Genomic DNA, 16542 nt, shown 5'->3' with positions numbered 1-16542 from the left:
AAATTTTAACATATGCATTAGTAATTTAATTTCTTTTTGTGTTTTACGTTGAAGGAAATTTTATTTCTTTTGTATATCAAAAATGTTGAAAAAAAAGTTCTTTAATTGTATGATTAAGAATGTCAAAGAGAGAGTTCTTTTCTCAATGATATTTTGATGTATGACTAAAGGGAAGAGATTGATATTCTAAGCTAGAAGGAGGTAGTACAAGTTAACGCTGAAGATTTTTGAGTGTCTAGTTTTGAGGAAATAAAGAGCTACATCAAAAGGTGCATTTATTTTTTATTATTGAAAGCGGTTAAAAATATAGACGTAAAATTAGGAGATGAGAAACATTGAAAAAGTTTACCGAATTTATTGAAGAACATTTAGCTGGGCCAATGGCGAAACTAGCGAATCAACGTCATTTAAGAGCAATTAGAGATGGGATTATAGCTACATTACCATTGATTATTATTGGATCATTTTTCTTGATTATTGCATTTCCACCATTACCCTCTACTTGGGGAGTGACAGAGTTTTTAACATCAAATGCTACAACTATTTTGATGCCGTATCGGATGACGATGTTTATCATGACACTTTATGCTACATTTGGAATCGGCGCAAGTTTATCTAAAACATATAATTTAGATGTTGTTTCAGGAGGAATATTGTCAACGATTGCATTTCTGTTAACTTTTGTTCCTGTTAACATTCCAGTGGAAGCGCTTGATGCTGCAGGAACTGCAGGATTTGTATTGCCGATGGCCAATCTAGGTGGTGGTGGCATGTTTGTCGGAATTATTACGTCGATTATAGCAGTCGAAATATATCGAGTTACCGATAGATCAAGATTCAAAATTACTATGCCAGATCAAGTTCCGCCAGCGGTAGCTAGATCTTTTGAAACATTAACGCCTACATTAATTGTTATTTTAGGAATATCTACGCTAACTTATTTTATTGGTTTCGATTGGCATTCAACGGTTTCTACAATTGTAAGCCCTTTGGTTAGCGCGGCAGATAGTTTGCCAAGTATGCTATTGTTAATCTTTTTAGTAACATTCTTCTGGTCATTTGGGATTCATGGTGTTTCGATTGTTGGTTCATTAGCCCGTCCACTATGGCTACAATTATTAGATGGAAATACAGCTGCAATGGCGTCAGGTAAAGAACTGCCAAATATTGCAGCGGAGCCGTTTTACCAATGGTTTATTTGGATTGGTGGATCAGGTTGTACAATTGGTTTAGCTATTTTATTAGCTTTTAGTACAAAATCTCAATTTGCTTCAAAGTTAGGAAAAGCTACATTGGTACCAGCAATATTTAATATTAATGAACCATTGATTTTTGGTACACCCATTGTGTTAAATCCAATCTTAATTATTCCGTTTATTTTAACGCCAATGGTTGGAGGAACAATCGCTTGGTTTGCGACACAATTTGGTCTCATTAATCGAGTTATATTTACGGCACCATGGACACTACCTGGTCCAATTGGCGCTTATCTGGCAACTGGGGGAGATTGGAGAGCTGCTGTTTTAAATATTCTTTTGATTATTCTTTCAGTAGCTATTTATTATCCATTTGTAAAAATTTATGACAATAATGAACTGGAAAAAGAGAGCTTAGTCACAGAATAAAAGAAAGGTGATGACGATGATAAAAGTACAATTTTTATTGATTAGTCTTCTGTTTCTTCTGACGGGTATCGGATTGACACATTATTTGAAAAAGAAGGGCTTACTACCAAATCGTTGGATTATTGGGGTATTAGTATTTTTAGTCATTTTGATTCCGTTATTATTGATACCCAATCTTTCGTCTATTATTAAACAAGGTCTCTATTTAATTAGTGGTATCTTATCAGTCATATTTTTTGAGAGTAGTCGTCTTCAATTAGAGCAAAGAAATCAACAAAATTAGCGATTTGATAGTCATGAACCATTGAAATGACAAAATAAATTTAACGTTTATTATGAAAAAATAATTGAATGATTTTAAAATTTAGAGGATGAGACAAAACAAAAGAACTGTTTTGATTCATCCTCTAAAATAAACTATGAAGTGACAACTTCGGAATGCTTGAATCTTTCGGAAGACGAAACTTAATTGAATTGTTGGGACAAAAAAACAAAAGAAAGTAGCGAATTAAATCATGAAATATATTATCGGGATTGACAGCGGGGGAACAAAAACAGAAACCATTGTCTATGATTTGGCTGGAAATGAACAACAACAAAATAGTACAGGTTTTGGCAACATGCTGATTGATTACGATAAGGGACTTTATAACATAAAATCAGCAATTCAATCAGTATTTGATATACGTAACGTGCAAGACTGTGAACTATTAGTACTAGGTTTAGCAGGCATTGACAGTGGTGGATTGCGAGAAAGTCTAAAATTAGAATTAGCAGAATTTAATGTTCCTATCGTGTTATTGAATGACGGTCAACTGGCTCATTACGCAATGCTTGAAGGGGAGTCAGGTGTCTTGGTTATAGCTGGGACAGGTTCTGTTTGTTTAGGGATGAAAAAAGCTGAATGGTATCGAGTTGGTGGCTGGGGTCACTTGTTTGGAGATGAAGGAAGCGCATATTATATTGGGAAATGTGCAATTCAACAAGCGCTTGCTGAATATGATTTAGGAAGTCAACCTAGCTTGTTAACACAAACGTTATTTGAAAATTTTAAAGTTTCTACTGTTTTACAGTTAGTTAGAGAAGCATACCAAGCCAAAAAAGACCAAATTGCTGGGCTGGCTCAGATTGTAGCTGAACTAGCAGAAAAAGACTGCGTTGCTGCGACTATATTGACGGAATCAGGCACCCTGCTTGCAAAAGAAGTAGAAAAAGTTGTTGTTAAAATGCAAGCAAGTAATCAGCAGATTAACATAGCATTGAATGGTAGCGTTATAGAAAAAAATGACTTTGTGCGTAAAGCCTTTTTTGCTTATTTGAAGCGTTGCTCGTTCAAGACTCAAATTATAGAAAAAAAATATTCGAGTGCAAAAGGTGCATATTATTTTTATCAAAAGAATGGAGAATCAGACAAATGAGAAGATTAGGTATTTCAGTATATCCAAACCATAGCAGCGTAAACGAAATTAAAGAGTATATGACATTAGCAGCCAAGTATAATTTTAAACGAGTATTTACGTGCTTGTTATCGGTTGAAGAAGGCAAAGAAAAGATTGTAAAAGATTTTACCGAAACCATTACATTTGCTAAGTCATTAGGAATGGAGGTCATTGCAGACGTTAGCCCTAAAGTCTTTGGAGATTTAGAAATCAGTTATAACGATTTATCTTTTTTTAAAGAAATTGGTGCAGATGGGATTCGTTTAGATTTGGGTTTCACTGGAAATGAAGAATCAATCATGACATTTAATCCGCAAGATTTAGCAATAGAATTGAATATTAGCTCTGGTACACGTTATTTAGAAAATATTTTAAGTTATCAGGCAAATCCAGATAAATTATTAGGCTGTCACAATTTTTATCCTCATCGTTATACAGGATTAAGTTACGACCACTTTATTGAAACGACAAAAGTATATAAAGAGAATGGTATTCATACAGCAGCATTTGTCAGTTCACCATCAGCTTCTATAGGTCCTTGGCCAGTTGAAGAAGGGTTGTGTACGTTAGAAATGCACCGTGAGTGGCCGATAACAACACAAGCTAAACACTTATGGGCAACAGATTTGATTGATGATGTGATTATTGCCAATTCTTTTGCAACAGAAGAAGAGTTGGAAGCATTGAGCAAAATTGATCCTTACAAATTAACCTTTGATTGCACGATTGAACAAGCAACACCAGAATTGGAGCGAACAATAATTTTAGATGAGTTTCATTTTAACCGTGGGGATATTTCAGATTATGTTGTTCGTTCAACACAAAGTCGAGTGAAATACAAAGGGCACCAGTTTGATCCGTTTAATACGCCTGATATGATAACTGGTGATATTATCGTGGAGACGTCATTGTACGCTCATTATGCTGGAGAATTACAAATCGCACTATTACCAATGGAAAATTCTGGGAAATCTAACGTTGCGGGTCAAATCACTAAAGCTGACCGCATCTTACTTCCTTATCTACGACCATGGCAAAAATTTGCTTTTAATGAAGTAAAATAGATTTAAGCATTTTGTTCATCATTAAACATAAAAGTGAGGGGAAAATATGGTTTATGCAGTAGGATTAATGTCTGGAACATCTTTAGATGGTATAGACGCAGCATTAGTTGAAATCTCTGGCAAAAATGAACAAACATCTGTAACTTTGATTGACTTTTTAACAATACCTTTAGCAGAAAAAACATTACGTAACATTCGAGAATCTCTTTCACTTGAATCGTCAGATGTGGCAAAAATTTGTTCTTTGAATGTAGAATTAGGTGAAGCATTTGCTCAAGCTGTTCTAAAAATATGTGAGAAAGCAAGCATCTCATTAAACGAATTAGCATTTATTGGTAGTCATGGTCAAACGCTTTTTCATATTCCGTTTGCTAGAGAAAATTTTTTACCATCAACGTTACAATTAGGGGATCCTGCAATCATTTGTGAACGGACACAAACAACAGTTGTTTCAAATTTTAGAGAACGAGATATGGCGGTTGGTGGACAAGGAGCACCGATAGTTCCATATTCAGAATACGTTATTTATAGAAGTGAAGAGACAACAAGGATTTTACAAAATATTGGCGGTATTGGTAATTTGACAGTTATTCCAAAAGCAGGGAAACTAGAAGAAATGATTGCTTTTGATACTGGACCTGGGAATGTTATAATGAACGAACTGTGCTTACATTTCTTTAATAAAGAATATGACAAAAATGGAGCATATGCGAAACAAGGAACAATTAATTCATTATTATTAGATGAGTTAATGACTCATCCTTACATCCAAAAAACATATCCTAAAACGACTGGTCGTGAAGAGTTTGGCAAACAATTTACTCGAAATTTAATTGAAAATTGGCCTTTAGCACCAGAAGATTTCTTAGCAACTACGACCATGTTTACGGCTAAATCGATTGCAACAGCTGTAAGGCCGTTTATCCAAGGGAAAACAGAATTAATTATCGGGGGAGGAGGCAGCTACAATCAAACGCTAATCTCGATGATTAAAACAGAACTACCGGAAGTTCAAGTGAAGATTCAAGAGGATATTGGTTATTCTTCAGAAGCGAAAGAAGCTATTGCAATGGCTGTTTTGGCTAATCAGACATTGCAACATGGTATAGGAAACGTACCAAGCGCTACAGGTGCCAAAAAAATGGTACCTCTAGGAAGCATTATTTATTACTAATATCGTACTATCTATCACATGTTAAAAGGAAGTTATTAAATTTTTTATGTGAAGGTTGAATAGCAACGACCATTTTAAATGTAAAAAAAGGTTCTTATTCTAGCTTATTTACGATTCAAAAAGTCTTTGATATTTTAGTGGATAATGTTATTATGATTATAGAAACAATCATTATATTGTTTGAAATTACTACTTTTGATGCCTTATGTTTGCTTGTTAGTTATTATGATGTATTTAAGAACCGTGAAAAATAAAAAGGAGCTGTAGCAATGAGCGGAGAAAATATTCAAGGAAGAATCATTAGTATATTGGATTTATTGCCAAATTCTGAGCAAAAAATCGGCAAAGTTATTTTGGATAATCCTTCCATGGTGGTCGACATGACGGCATCTGAGTTGTCATCCTATGCTGGCACGAGTCCTGCCACTGTGATTCGCTTTTGTAAAAAAATCGATGTTCAAAGTTTTACACAATTGAAAATCCGCTTATCTGCTGAAATCAAAGTCCCGCTCCACGAAGGATACTCAGATATTACAGCCAATGAATCGGTAGATGAAATCAAGAAAAAATTATTAGGTAATGCCTACCAATCGATGCAAGAAACGGTTTCTTTACTCAACAAGGAGCGAGTTGAAACAATTGTAGATGTGTTAGTTACCGCACCTATTATTTATGTTTTTGGTATAGGAGCCTCCTATCTAGTCGCTGAAAATATTGCACAAAAATGGAATCGAATTGGGAAAACTGTCGTTTGCGTACAAGATCCACATGTTTTAGTGACAATTTTAGTATCTGCACCGAAAGAATCTGTATTCTTCTGTATTTCTCATTCTGGTGAAACGAAAGAAGTCTTGCGGTTACTCGATGTAGCTAAAAAACATCAATTAAAAACAATTGGGCTAACTCAATTTGGTAATAACACACTTACAGCGAAAGCTAAATATGCGTTACAAACAGTTCGATCTAATGAGGCTGTATTAAGAAGTGCTGCGACGACATCTCTACATGATCAGTTTATTATCGTGGATGTCCTATTTTATGCCTATGCTTCAAGAAATTTTGAGCAAACAATTGAAAAAATACAGGAATCAAAAACAGAAGTTAAGAAATATGAAAATTAAAGAAGTTGCGAAAAAAATCATTTAGTTTTTAGTGATTAATTAAAACCCCCCCCAATGTATTGATAAGCATTGGGGGGGGGTTAGAAAATTATCAAAGAGTCTGGTTTGTTCATACCATCTTTTTGCATTTTCGGTAACGTGAATAAAACTTAGAAATTCACACGTTACTTGGTTCATTCTCTATTTAAAATAAACGCAGACACATTCAGGAGCATAAACATCCTTTTGGATCATCTCCAAAAGACCTGTTTCTTCATCGCGACGATAAAGAGTTAAATTATCTGTATTTTGATTTGCCGCAACTACGAATTTTCCTGTAGGATCCAAATCAAAATCTCTTGGTATTTCGCCTTCTGTAGAAATCAATTGTACCCGTTCCACGTTCCGGCCATCTTCAGTTGTCGCAAAAACAGCAATTGAATCATGTCCACGATTGGATGCATACACAAAACGTCCGTCTTCGGAAATACGGATTGCCGCACCGCCATTGAATTCATTAAACCCATCAGGTAAAGTCGATACCTTTTGAACTTGTTCAAATGAACCATCGGCTGCATTATAAGCCAAAACCGTCACAGTACTATCTAGCTCACCAAAAAGATAAGCGATTTGATTATTTGGATGAAAAACTAAATGACGAGGACCAGTTCCAGGTTCTGCAACATATTGGGCAACCTCAGATAATTTACCTTCTGCGCTAACATCATACGTATACACACGATCTGTACCAAGATCGCAAACCGCTAAACGGCGATCAGGCGTTAAATCAGTATAATGAACATGAGCATTGTCTTGATTTTGATGAGGACCAGTTGCTTCGTCATGCACGAGTTTATCTGTATCTTCTAAACGTCCATCAGCTAAAATGCGATAAACATGAACAATTCCTTGATGATAATTCGCACCAAAAACCAGTTGTTTTTCGTCGTCAATCGCTACATAACATGGAGGAGCGCCAGCTTCAGTTATTTTATTGATCAAATCAAACTGACCATCATTGTGTTTATAAGCTGCCATACCGCCTTCACTATCAACAGAAGTAACGTTAAATAAGTCTCCTTTTTGATCGGTTGCTAAGTATGTCGGGCTAGTCTCTTCTACTAATAAAGTTGTATCCGAAAGTGTTTCTTTCTCAGTATCTAGTTTGATCTGATAAATTCCTTTACTTTCTCTACGTGTATAAGTCCCTAATAAAATTTGTTCCAGCATGAAATTCCCTCCATTTTTTATTGCTGAATTAAAAGCAGCAGCAATTGATTTATCTCTTTTAGTATACCATAAGAATTCATTTAATTATCAAATCTTTGCAATTCCAATGTTCGCATTTTCACTTGATCTATGCTATTATATTTTAAGACTGTAACGACAGTCATTTTTTAATTTTAGAGAGGTGACACGCATGTACGATAATACAAATAGCAATAATGGAGCAGTTCGCTGTTCATTTTGTGGTAAAACGCAAGAAGAAGTGAAAAAAATTGTTGCAGGACCAGGTGTCTATATTTGTAATGAATGTATCGACTTATGTAAAGAGATTATTGATGAAGAATTTTACGACGAAGCCGTACGTGAACTAACGGATGTCCCAAAACCTCAAGAAATATTGGAAGCCTTAAACGAATATGTAATTGGACAAGATCAGGCAAAGCGCTCACTAGCAGTGGCTGTCTATAATCACTATAAACGTGTAAACCAATCAGAAAATACAAGCTCTGAAGATGTAGAACTACAAAAGAGCAATATTTGTTTAATTGGATCAACAGGTTCGGGGAAAACATTTTTAGCTCAAACATTAGCTAAAACATTAAATGTACCATTTGCGATTGCGGATGCTACTAGCTTAACAGAAGCAGGATATGTGGGAGAAGACGTAGAGAATATTCTATTGAAGCTATTACAATCTGCTGATTTTAATGTGGAACGCGCTGAAAAAGGTATTATCTATATTGATGAAATTGATAAAATTGCCCGTAAGAGCGAAAATGTATCAATTACAAGAGATGTATCAGGTGAAGGAGTTCAGCAAGCCTTACTTAAAATCCTGGAAGGAACGGTTGCCAGTGTGCCACCTCAAGGCGGACGAAAGCATCCTCATCAAGAATTTATCCAAATCGATACCACAAATGTTTTGTTTATTGTCGGTGGGGCCTTTGACGGCATCGAAAACATCGTCAAAAACCGCTTAGGCGAAAAAACGATTGGTTTCGGCACGCAAAACAGTAAGCTGAATGAAGAGGAAAGCGTGATGCAACAAATCATTCCAGAAGATCTATTGAAATTTGGTCTGATTCCTGAGTTTATCGGACGTTTACCAGTGACGGCTGCTTTAGAAAAATTGACGACCGACGACTTAGTTCGTATTTTGACTGAACCTAAAAATGCTTTAGTGAAACAATATCAAAAATTATTGTCCTTAGATGATACAGAATTAGAGTTTGAATCAGATGCTTTACGTGCGATTGCGAACAAAGCAATTGAACGTAATACAGGCGCTCGTGGTTTACGTTCAATCATTGAAGAGATTATGATGGATGTTATGTTTGATGTACCGTCAGACGATACAATCAAAAAAGTCATTATTACAGAAATGGCTGTTGAAGGTACAGGCAAACCTGCGATTGTTTATAATAAAAAAGACAAAAAAGCTGGTTAATTTTGAATGACTAAAAAGTAGAGATGCGTCTCTACTTTTTTACTGATTTTATGCAATAAACATATCTAGCTTCGCGAGCCAGTTAATCTCTGCTTCGACCTCGCCAAAACCTAAGAAGGATTGCTGCGAAACACTATGAAATGAATGAATAGATGTAGCGTAGTACCTATGGCGTTGATCTCGGGGGAAAGCTAGAACATGATTGAGATATAGAGTATCTCAGTCATGTTTTCCTATTTTCCTGTCGAGGCTGAAAGAGCTCGTTTAGCTTTTAAACTTAGGAGGTTAGTAAAATGAATGTTCACAACGCAGAAATCATCATTAGTGCAGTTTCACCGAAACAATATCCTGAGACAGACCTTCCCGAAATCGCTTTAGCAGGTCGATCAAATGTCGGCAAATCTTCATTTATCAACACATTGATTAATCGTAAAAATCTTGCTAGAACTTCTGGGAAACCTGGAAAAACTCAAACGCTAAATTTTTACTTGATTGAAAATGCTTTACATTTTGTCGATGTTCCTGGATACGGATATGCCAAAGTTTCTAAGACTGAACGGGCTAAATGGGGCGAGATGATTGAAACGTATATGACAACTAGAGAACAATTAAAGGCAGTTGTTTCCTTAGTTGATTTACGCCATGCACCAACACAAGAAGATATTCAAATGTACGAGTTCTTAAAATATTACGAAATTCCTGTAATTGTTGTTGCAACAAAAAAAGATAAAATTCCTCGTGGGAAATGGAATAAACATGAAAGTGTCATCAAAAAAGCACTAAACTTTGATAAATCTGATGACTTTATCCTTTTTTCTTCACAAACAAAAGAAGGCAAGGATGAAGCTTGGCAAGCGATTGAAACGTATCTATAATAAAAAATTAGCTTTGACTTCTCCTGAGAGTCATCAAAGCTAATTTTTTATTGTTCTTTTTTCTTCTCTTCTTTTTGTTTTGCTTCTTTTGCCTGTTTTTCTAATTCTTCTTTCGGTACTTCTACCTTTTTAGGATCTAATGCAAAAGAATCGAATAATTTATCTAAGTCATTTGTACTTTCGAATTTTAAGCCCATCGTTTATTTGCTCCATTTCATTTTAAATTGATTAGAAGTTGTTTTGACAACCACTTTTCTCTAGTTTAGCATCCTTTTCGAAATTTGAATAGTTTTCTTTTTTAATTGTTGTTAATTTTCATAAAAATATATTTACGTATAATTTGTAAGCTTGCATTCGTTTATAAAACAAGGTATAGTTTTTTCGAATAGAGAAAAGAGGGACGAAATGGCAGGGAATATTTTTATAGGAATGGTTCGTGGGTATCAGCGTTTCATTTCCCCAGGACTTCCAGCTAGTTGCCGCTATCACCCAACGTGTTCACAATATATGATCGATGCCATTCAGACACATGGTAGCATTAAAGGAATCACAATGGGAACGGCGCGTTTTTTAAGGTGTCATCCGCTGACAAAAGGCGGAATTGACTATGTACCGTTGAAGTTTAGCTTAAAGAGAAATCCAGATCAAGAGTATCATGGTCCTTATAATTATAGAAGAAACAAGAGCAATAAATAAATGAAAGTAGGAATAGAAAATGGCAATTTTATCAGTTGATTTTGGCGGTTCCGCAGTAAAACATGGGATTTGGAATGGTCAAGAAATGATCGACAAAGGAAAATTTGCAACACCGAAAACATGGGATGAAATGAAAACGTCATTATTAGTTGTATTTGAAGGTATCTCTCAAGAAATAGAAGGTGTGGCGCTAAGTGCTCCCGGAGTAGTAGACGTCCAAAAACAAATGATCAACGGAATTTCGGCAATCCCCTATATTCATGGTTTCAATATATTTAAAGAATTAGAAGATTTATTTAAATGTCCCGTATCGATTGGAAATGATGCCAATTGTGCTGGGATGGCAGAAATTTATGAAGGCGTTGCCAAAGGTAAAGAAGAAGTAGCTTTCGTTGTTATAGGAACTGGGATCGGCGGTGCAATTTTCCATAAAGGAGAAATTAACAAAGGTGCTCATCTTTATGGTGGTGAATTTGGTCTAATGTATTTAAATGATGGTAAAACGTTCAGTGAACTAGGAACTGCAGTTCAAATGGCAGGACGTTATTGCGAGCGAAAAAGTGTAGAGAAAGGAACTTTTTCTGGGGAAGATGTGTTTGACTTTGCAGAGTCTGGTGATGAAGTGGCTATAGAAGAAGTTAATAATTTTTACGAAAGTTTAACACAAGGTTTGTTTAATATTCAATTTTCACTTGATCCGGAAATGATTGTTTTAGGTGGTGGCGTTTCTGCTAAAGAAGGATTAATTGATGAAATCGACAAACGTATGAAAGTAAAATTGGATCATTTTGAATTACATGATTTTATTCCTAAAATTGTTACGTGTAAATTCAAAAATGATGCCAATTTAATTGGAGCCGCGGCAAATTTTATAGCAACTCAAAATCGAAAATAATCAACAAAAAACAAGGTTTGGACAGAAACTTATGTCAAAATCTTTGACTTTGCTTTTGACGTATAATCGTATTATAGAGTGTGAAATAGAAGCGTTTCTCTCTTTTTTTCACACTCTTTTTTTTAAAATATTTGTAAAAATATGAAGATAGTAAGTAAAGAACGCTCTTTAATAATTTGAATTATAGAAATTTTCTGAAAATTAATTGACATTTCTTTCGTTATTGATTATATTTGTATACATACTCTTTAATAATTATATTAACGAAGAGAATTATCTAGCTTTTCGTACTAACTTATCTAGGTAAAAATGAAGTGAATCAAAGTGAAAAACACTAAATTCTGTTTTCTTATTTTTCTGTCAGAGACAGTTAAAACGATCAGCTTTTAAACTAATGGGGGTTATACTATGAAAAAATTTAGTTTTTTATTTGCTAGTCTATTTTTATTGGCAGCATGCGGTCCAGCAGCTGGTGGAGGCGCAAGCGGTGATGGAAATAAGGTTGAAGGTGATACGATCAAAATTGGAATGAACATGGAACTTTCCGGGGATGTTTCAGCGTATGGGAATGCCGAAAAAGAAGGAATTAAACTGGCTGTTGAAGAGATCAACGAAGCAGGTGGTGTTCTTGGGAAGAAATTGGAATTAGTCGGAAAAGATAATAAATCAGAAAATGGGGAAGCGACCTCTGTTGCTGCCAATCTAACTTCGAAAGATAAAGTTGTCGCAGTCGTTGGTCCAGCAACATCTGGTGCGACAAAAGCGACCATTCCTAATATGACAAAAGCAGCGGTTCCAGCAATTACACCTTCTGGTACAGATGATAGTATCACTGTCGTAAACGATACAGTACAAGAGTATATTTTCAGAGCTTGCTTCCAAGACACTTTTCAAGGGGTTATTTTAGCGAATTTTGCACAAGATCATTTGAAAGCGAAAGATGTTGTTATTATTGGCGATAATTCAAGTGATTATGCAATCGGGTTAACAAAATCATTCAAAGATACCTTTAAAGGCAAAATCGCCAAAGAAGAAACATTCACAGCTGGCGATAAAGATTTCCAAGCAATCCTGACAAAAATTAAGGACCTAGATTACGACGCAATCTATATCCCAGGTTACTATGCTGAAGCAGGCTTGATTATCAAACAAGCACGTGAAATGGGTATCGACAAGCCAATTCTTGGTGCTGATGGATTCGGCGATGAAAAATTAGTCGAAATTGCAGGAGCAAAAAATGTTTCTGATGTTTATTACACAGGGCACTTTTCAGATAAAGCCCCTGCTACAGATAAGGTAAAACCATTTGTAGAAGCTTTTAAGAAAAAATATAATAAACAACCATCTGCCTTTAACGCGTTGGGGTATGATTCTGTTTACATGTTAAAACAAGCAATGGAAGACAAAGATTCAGCTGATTCAAAAGATATCACAGAAGGATTAGCCTCGTTAAAAGACTTTGTTGGTGTAACAGGAAAAATGACTATGGATAAAGACCATAATCCTGAAAAATCGGCTGTAGTATTAGGGTTAACTGAAGGAAAAGAAACATCTGCGGATGCGGTAAATCCTTAGAAACTATTTATATACAACGTAAAGAGGGTGAGACAAGGATCCACATTTTGTTCATCCTCTTTTTTTAATCAAAGAACAATTATTCTAAAATATTGGAAGTGATAAACATGGAAATAGTTATCCAACAACTAGTAAATGGACTTTTTCTAGGTAGTATTTATGCGTTATTAGCTTTAGGGTATACCATGGTTTACGGCATTATTAAATTGATTAACTTTGCCCATGGAGAAATCTATATGTTGGGTGGATTTATGGGGTATTTCTTTATCAATAAATTAAGCTTAGGTTTTTTTTCAGCATTGATTTTATCGATGGTTGGAGCTGCTGTGATCGGTGTAGTAATTGAATTTTTAGCGTACCGACCATTAAGAAAATCAACAAGAATCTCTGCGTTGATCACAGCGATTGGTGTGTCGTTTTTGCTACAAAACGGAATGATTTACTGGTTAGGACCTGAAAAAAAATCATTTCCTCAAGCAATCGCTTTTAAGAATTATCAACTAGGTTTTATCCAAATTTCAAATATTCAAGTTCTTATTTTAGTTATTTCATTAGTATTGATGATAGCATTGCAATTGATCGTTAAAAAGACAAAGATGGGAAAGGCGATGCGTGCCGTTTCTGTTGACGCAGATGCAGCACAGTTGATGGGTATCAATGTCAATCGTACGATTTCATTTACATTTGCTTTGGGCTCTGCCTTGGCAGCTGCGGCAGGTATGCTAATAGGACTTTATTATAATTCTATCGATCCAATGATGGGCGTTGTTCCTGGGCTTAAATCATTCGTTGCGGCTGTTTTAGGTGGAATTGGAATCATACCAGGAGCTGCTCTTGGCGGTTTTGTGATTGGATTATTAGAAACGATTACGATTGCACTTGGTTTTTCAGATTATAAAGATGCGGTGGTTTACGCATTATTAATTATTATTTTATTGATTCGTCCAGCAGGTATTCTTGGCAAGAACATCAAAGAGAAAGTGTAGGTGGTAAGCATGAAAAAGAATTTGAAATATAATGTAGTTTGGCTTTTAATTGCCGCTCTTGCTTATGCTTTTATTTATGTACTATACGTAACAGGTGTAATTACACCGTTTACGGAATATACCTTGATTACCATAGGGATTAATATTATGTTGGCATTGGGATTAAATTTGATCATTGGTTTTTCAGGTCAGTTTTCTTTAGGACATGCTGGATTTATGGCGATCGGTGCATATAGTGCGGCAATCATGTCAGTAAAATATCCAACGATGGGCGGTTTTTTCAGCGGAATTTTACTAGGAATCGTTTTATCTGGAGTAGTAGCGTTGATTGTTGGTATTCCAACCTTGAGATTAAAAGGGGATTACTTAGCGATTGCAACTCTCGGAATTTCTGAGATTATCCGAATTATTATTATTAATATGAAAGATATAACAAACGGTCCTGCGGGAATATTTGGTATTCCGCCTATGGTAAGCTGGCCTATGGTCTTTGGCTTCGTAGTGATTGTGACATTAATTATTGTTAATTTTATTCACAGCGGTCCGGGACGTGCGACAATGGCGATTAGAGAAGATGAGATTGCCGCTGAATCAATGGGCGTAAATACGACAAAATATAAAGTCGCTGCCTTTGTTATAGGTGCTATCACTGCAAGTGTTGCGGGTGCAATTTATTCAAGTTATGTTCAAACCATTGCACCGAAAGATTTTGGTTTTATGAAATCAATCGATATTTTGATCATTGTCGTTTTCGGTGGAATTGGTAGTGTCACAGGAACATTCATCTCAGCAATCGTATTAGGTATTTTGAACATGTTTTTACAAGATGCAGGTGCTCTTAGAATGATTATCTATGCATTAGCGCTAATCATCATCATGATTTTTAAACCAGGCGGATTGCTTGGAACATGGGAATTTTCCGTAAAAAAATTATTCAATAAAAAGGAGGATAAATCAAATGCCTCTATTGAACGTTAGCAATTTAACTAAAAACTTCGGCGGACTTGCTGCTGTTTCAAACGTCAATCTTACTTTAGAAACAAATGAACTGATTGGATTGATTGGTCCAAACGGTGCGGGTAAAACGACATTATTTAACCTTCTAACAGGTGTTTATGAACCAAGTGAAGGAACAGTAACATTAGATATTCTAGATGAAAAACATGTGTTAAATGGTATGAAACCTTATAAAATTGCTGATATGGGATTAAGTAGAACCTTTCAAAATATTCGTTTATTCAAAGACCTAACAGTGATGGATAATGTGCTAATCGCAATGAATAGTAAAAATAAAGAAGGCATTCTTTCTAGTATTTTACGTTTACCTACTTTTTATAAAAAAGAAGAGGAGATGGAAAAGAAAGTACTAGAACTTTTGGCAATCTTTGGTTTAGAAAAGAAAGTTCAGACATTAGCGAAAAATCTTCCCTATGGGGAACAACGACGCTTAGAAATTGTACGTGCTCTAGCGACACAGCCGAAAGTTTTATTTTTAGATGAACCGGCAGCAGGGATGAATCCACAGGAAACTGTCGATTTAACAGAACTAATTAGAAAAATCCAAAAAGAATTTCAAATTACAATCGTTTTGATTGAACATGATATGAGTTTAGTCATGGATGTTTGTCAAAGAATTTATGTTTTAGAATATGGCAGAATTATTGCTGAAGGCAATCCAGAAGCGATTAAGAACGATCCGCGCGTGATCGAAGCATATCTTGGAGGTGAACTATAATGTTAACAATTGAAAATTTATCCGTTCATTATGGTGTGATCCAAGCGGTTCGTGAGGTAAATTTTAATGTAGAACAAGGAGAAATCGTTTCATTAATCGGTGCCAACGGTGCGGGAAAAACAACGATTTTAAGAACGATTTCTGGATTAAATCGTCCATCAAATGGGACAATCACATTTGATGGACAACCAATCCACAAAATGGTTCCGCAAAAAATTGTCGCAGCAGGGCTATGCCAAGTACCAGAAGGTCGTCATGTTTTTTCTGGCTTAACTGTTCAGGAAAACTTAGAAATGGGTGCATTTTTACGTAAAGATAGCGAACTAAAAAAAGACTACGATATGATTTTTGAACGGTTTCCTATTCTAAAAGAACGTAAAAATCAAGATGCTTCAACTTTATCTGGCGGAGAACAACAGATGCTAGCAATGGGTAGAGCACTTATGTCTAAACCAAAATTGCTATTGTTAGATGAACCGTCAATGGGATTAGCACCGATTTTTATTCAAGAAATTTTTAATATCATCCAAGAAATTAACAATCAAGGCACAACAATTTTATTGATTGAACAGAATGCAAAAATGGCTTTGTCAATAGCTGACCGAGGCTATGTTTTAGAAACAGGAAAAGTTGTTTTAAGCGGCCCAGGTAAGGATTTGTTAGAAAGTGAAGAAGTGAAAAAGGCATATCTAGGAGGTTAATAG

General features: G+C 35.4%; 17 protein-coding genes. 15 read left to right on the top strand and 2 right to left on the bottom strand.

Going from position 1 to position 16542, the window contains the following annotated elements; all coding sequences use genetic code 11:
• Positions 1 to 380: 380 nt before the first annotated feature.
• The 6 genes from AC4BBR_RS11670 to AC4BBR_RS11645 all read left to right on the top strand — a co-directional run bounded on the left by AC4BBR_RS11670 (position 381) and on the right by AC4BBR_RS11645 (position 6423).
• A complete protein-coding gene (locus AC4BBR_RS11670) occupies positions 381 to 1625 on the top strand; it encodes a PTS sugar transporter subunit IIC (protein WP_490462118.1) in 1245 nt (414 codons plus the stop codon).
• Positions 1626 to 1641: 16 nt separating this feature from the next.
• Positions 1642 to 1908, top strand: coding sequence for a hypothetical protein (locus tag AC4BBR_RS11665; protein ID WP_490459703.1), 267 nt, complete (start codon positions 1642 to 1644; stop codon positions 1906 to 1908).
• Positions 1909 to 2140: 232 nt separating this feature from the next.
• Positions 2141 to 3043: a BadF/BadG/BcrA/BcrD ATPase family protein gene (locus tag AC4BBR_RS11660; protein WP_490459702.1), complete on the top strand. Its 903-nt coding sequence runs from the start codon at positions 2141 to 2143 to the stop codon at positions 3041 to 3043.
• Complete coding sequence (locus AC4BBR_RS11655; protein WP_490459701.1) at positions 3040 to 4128, top strand: DUF871 domain-containing protein; 1089 nt, start codon at positions 3040 to 3042, stop codon at positions 4126 to 4128. Before AC4BBR_RS11660 ends, AC4BBR_RS11655 begins: the two co-directional genes overlap by 4 nt.
• 46 nt (positions 4129 to 4174) lie before the next feature.
• Positions 4175 to 5302 (top strand): anhydro-N-acetylmuramic acid kinase AnmK, encoded by a 1128-nt coding sequence (gene anmK, locus AC4BBR_RS11650; protein WP_490459700.1) that lies wholly within the window; start codon positions 4175 to 4177, stop codon positions 5300 to 5302.
• Positions 5303 to 5571: 269 nt separating this feature from the next.
• The gene (locus AC4BBR_RS11645; protein WP_490459699.1) at positions 5572 to 6423 is read left to right on the top strand and encodes a MurR/RpiR family transcriptional regulator; all 852 of its coding nucleotides are present in this window, start codon (positions 5572 to 5574) and stop codon (positions 6421 to 6423) included.
• Positions 6424 to 6603: 180 nt separating this feature from the next.
• Here the strand turns inward: AC4BBR_RS11645 and AC4BBR_RS11640 are convergent, their stop codons facing one another.
• On the bottom strand, positions 6604 to 7632 hold the full coding sequence (locus tag AC4BBR_RS11640) for a lactonase family protein (protein ID WP_490459698.1): 1029 nt from the start codon (positions 7630 to 7632) through the stop codon (positions 6604 to 6606).
• 190 nt (positions 7633 to 7822) lie between these two features.
• Here AC4BBR_RS11640 and clpX point away from each other — a divergent pair, with 190 nt between their 5' ends.
• A complete protein-coding gene (gene clpX, locus AC4BBR_RS11635) occupies positions 7823 to 9076 on the top strand; it encodes an ATP-dependent Clp protease ATP-binding subunit ClpX (RefSeq protein WP_490459697.1) in 1254 nt (417 codons plus the stop codon).
• A 293-nt stretch (positions 9077 to 9369) separates the two neighbouring features.
• On the top strand, positions 9370 to 9951 hold the full coding sequence (gene yihA / locus AC4BBR_RS11630) for a ribosome biogenesis GTP-binding protein YihA/YsxC (protein ID WP_490459696.1): 582 nt from the start codon (positions 9370 to 9372) through the stop codon (positions 9949 to 9951).
• Positions 9952 to 9998: 47 nt separating this feature from the next.
• Here yihA and AC4BBR_RS11625 read toward each other — a convergent pair whose 3' ends face one another.
• Entirely contained in the window at positions 9999 to 10148 is a 150-nt protein-coding gene (locus AC4BBR_RS11625; RefSeq protein ID WP_490459695.1) for an SPJ_0845 family protein, read from the bottom strand.
• Positions 10149 to 10356: 208 nt separating this feature from the next.
• Between AC4BBR_RS11625 and yidD the strand changes: the two genes are divergently transcribed.
• The 7 genes from yidD to AC4BBR_RS11590 all read left to right on the top strand — a co-directional run bounded on the left by yidD (position 10357) and on the right by AC4BBR_RS11590 (position 16539).
• Positions 10357 to 10647, top strand: a complete 291-nt coding sequence (gene yidD / locus AC4BBR_RS11620; protein ID WP_490459694.1) for a membrane protein insertion efficiency factor YidD — start codon at positions 10357 to 10359, stop codon at positions 10645 to 10647.
• Positions 10648 to 10666: 19 nt separating this feature from the next.
• Complete coding sequence (locus AC4BBR_RS11615; RefSeq protein WP_490459693.1) at positions 10667 to 11542, top strand: ROK family protein; 876 nt, start codon at positions 10667 to 10669, stop codon at positions 11540 to 11542.
• A gap of 408 nt (positions 11543 to 11950) precedes the next feature.
• On the top strand, positions 11951 to 13117 hold the full coding sequence (locus AC4BBR_RS11610) for an ABC transporter substrate-binding protein (RefSeq protein ID WP_490459692.1): 1167 nt from the start codon (positions 11951 to 11953) through the stop codon (positions 13115 to 13117).
• Positions 13118 to 13224: 107 nt separating this feature from the next.
• A complete protein-coding gene (locus tag AC4BBR_RS11605) occupies positions 13225 to 14103 on the top strand; it encodes a branched-chain amino acid ABC transporter permease (protein ID WP_490459691.1) in 879 nt (292 codons plus the stop codon).
• A gap of 9 nt (positions 14104 to 14112) precedes the next feature.
• Positions 14113 to 15081 (top strand): branched-chain amino acid ABC transporter permease, encoded by a 969-nt coding sequence (locus AC4BBR_RS11600; protein ID WP_490459690.1) that lies wholly within the window; start codon positions 14113 to 14115, stop codon positions 15079 to 15081.
• A complete protein-coding gene (locus tag AC4BBR_RS11595) occupies positions 15062 to 15838 on the top strand; it encodes an ABC transporter ATP-binding protein (protein ID WP_490459689.1) in 777 nt (258 codons plus the stop codon). Before AC4BBR_RS11600 ends, AC4BBR_RS11595 begins: the two co-directional genes overlap by 20 nt.
• Positions 15838 to 16539 carry an ABC transporter ATP-binding protein gene (locus AC4BBR_RS11590; protein ID WP_490459688.1) on the top strand — a complete coding sequence of 234 codons (702 nt, stop codon included), beginning with the start codon at positions 15838 to 15840 and terminating at the stop codon, positions 16537 to 16539. Before AC4BBR_RS11595 ends, AC4BBR_RS11590 begins: the two co-directional genes overlap by 1 nt.
• The last annotated feature ends 3 nt before the right edge of the window (positions 16540 to 16542 follow it).

The organism is Enterococcus sp. AMC1251 (genome assembly GCF_058216535.1).
Note: the sequence above shows the minus strand (reverse complement) of the source record. Positions and strands in the feature narration are given on the sequence as shown.

Bases quoted from the DNA above. Each gene is read 5' to 3' on its own strand.
- AC4BBR_RS11670 (WP_490462118.1), top strand. From the start codon at position 381: ATGGCGAAACTAGCGAATCAACGTCATTTAAGAGCAATTAGAGATGGG.
- AC4BBR_RS11665 (WP_490459703.1), top strand. From the start codon at position 1,642: ATGATAAAAGTACAATTTTTATTGATTAGTCTTCTGTTTCTTCTGACG.
- AC4BBR_RS11660 (WP_490459702.1), top strand. From the start codon at position 2,141: ATGAAATATATTATCGGGATTGACAGCGGGGGAACAAAAACAGAAACC.
- AC4BBR_RS11655 (WP_490459701.1), top strand. From the start codon at position 3,040: ATGAGAAGATTAGGTATTTCAGTATATCCAAACCATAGCAGCGTAAAC.
- anmK (WP_490459700.1), top strand. From the start codon at position 4,175: ATGGTTTATGCAGTAGGATTAATGTCTGGAACATCTTTAGATGGTATA.
- AC4BBR_RS11645 (WP_490459699.1), top strand. From the start codon at position 5,572: ATGAGCGGAGAAAATATTCAAGGAAGAATCATTAGTATATTGGATTTA.
- AC4BBR_RS11640 (WP_490459698.1), bottom strand. From the start codon at position 7,632: ATGCTGGAACAAATTTTATTAGGGACTTATACACGTAGAGAAAGTAAA.
- clpX (WP_490459697.1), top strand. From the start codon at position 7,823: ATGTACGATAATACAAATAGCAATAATGGAGCAGTTCGCTGTTCATTT.
- yihA (WP_490459696.1), top strand. From the start codon at position 9,370: ATGAATGTTCACAACGCAGAAATCATCATTAGTGCAGTTTCACCGAAA.
- AC4BBR_RS11625 (WP_490459695.1), bottom strand. From the start codon at position 10,148: ATGGGCTTAAAATTCGAAAGTACAAATGACTTAGATAAATTATTCGAT.
- yidD (WP_490459694.1), top strand. From the start codon at position 10,357: ATGGCAGGGAATATTTTTATAGGAATGGTTCGTGGGTATCAGCGTTTC.
- AC4BBR_RS11615 (WP_490459693.1), top strand. From the start codon at position 10,667: ATGGCAATTTTATCAGTTGATTTTGGCGGTTCCGCAGTAAAACATGGG.
- AC4BBR_RS11610 (WP_490459692.1), top strand. From the start codon at position 11,951: ATGAAAAAATTTAGTTTTTTATTTGCTAGTCTATTTTTATTGGCAGCA.
- AC4BBR_RS11605 (WP_490459691.1), top strand. From the start codon at position 13,225: ATGGAAATAGTTATCCAACAACTAGTAAATGGACTTTTTCTAGGTAGT.
- AC4BBR_RS11600 (WP_490459690.1), top strand. From the start codon at position 14,113: ATGAAAAAGAATTTGAAATATAATGTAGTTTGGCTTTTAATTGCCGCT.
- AC4BBR_RS11595 (WP_490459689.1), top strand. From the start codon at position 15,062: ATGCCTCTATTGAACGTTAGCAATTTAACTAAAAACTTCGGCGGACTT.
- AC4BBR_RS11590 (WP_490459688.1), top strand. From the start codon at position 15,838: ATGTTAACAATTGAAAATTTATCCGTTCATTATGGTGTGATCCAAGCG.